The organism is Mycoplasmopsis agassizii, from assembly GCF_002276225.1.
In the GTDB taxonomy this organism is placed as follows: Bacteria; Bacillota_I; Bacilli_A; order Mycoplasmatales; family Metamycoplasmataceae; genus Mycoplasmopsis_B; species Mycoplasmopsis_B agassizii_A.
This window is the reverse complement of sequence record NZ_NQNY01000039.1, coordinates 1-635: the sequence shown is the minus strand read 5'-3', so window position 1 is coordinate 635 and position 635 is coordinate 1. Positions and strand designations below refer to the sequence as shown.

The following is a 635-nucleotide window of genomic DNA, read 5'->3' as shown; positions in this document are numbered from 1 at the left end:
GAAATCCAAAATAAGATAGTAAGTATCTTAGATGAATTCTCTAGGCTGGAAGCGGAGCTGGAAGCGGAGCTGGAAGCTAGAAACAAACAATATAGCTACTATCTAAATCATCTTTTAAATTTCGAAAATTCAAATATAAATTTTAAAGAACTTAAATTAAATCAAGTTTCTGAAATCAAAACTGGTGATGAATTAAAAGTAGACAAAATGAATGATGAATATCAATATCCTGTAATGGGTGGTGGTTTTAAACCTACTGGAAAATATCATGATTGAAATTATGAAAATTTAATAGTAGTTGCAAAAGATGGAGCATATGCAGGTTTTGTTAACTGAATGGAAGGTAAATTCTGAGCAACTTCAGGTTGTTTTATAGTAGAAGGCAAGGAAGATGTTGTAAGCACAAAATATCTGTATTACTCACTAAAATTAAAAGAAAATCAACTAAGAGATAAAAAGCAAGGAGCAGGTGTACCTCATTTATACAAAGGTCCTCTAGGTGAAACAACAGTTAAAATACCACCTCTAGAAGAACAAAACAGGATTGTCAATATTCTAGATAAATTCAGCAAATTAACTTCAGATATTAATGAAGGTTTACCTGCAGAAATTAAAATGAGAAGACAGCAATATGA

At 30.9% G+C, this 635-nt stretch carries 1 protein-coding gene; it reads left to right on the top strand.

All coding sequences use genetic code 4. The features are described 5' to 3' along the window. The coding region (locus tag CJJ23_RS04965; RefSeq protein WP_180738060.1) for a restriction endonuclease subunit S at positions 1 to 635 on the top strand (635 nt) is incomplete at both ends.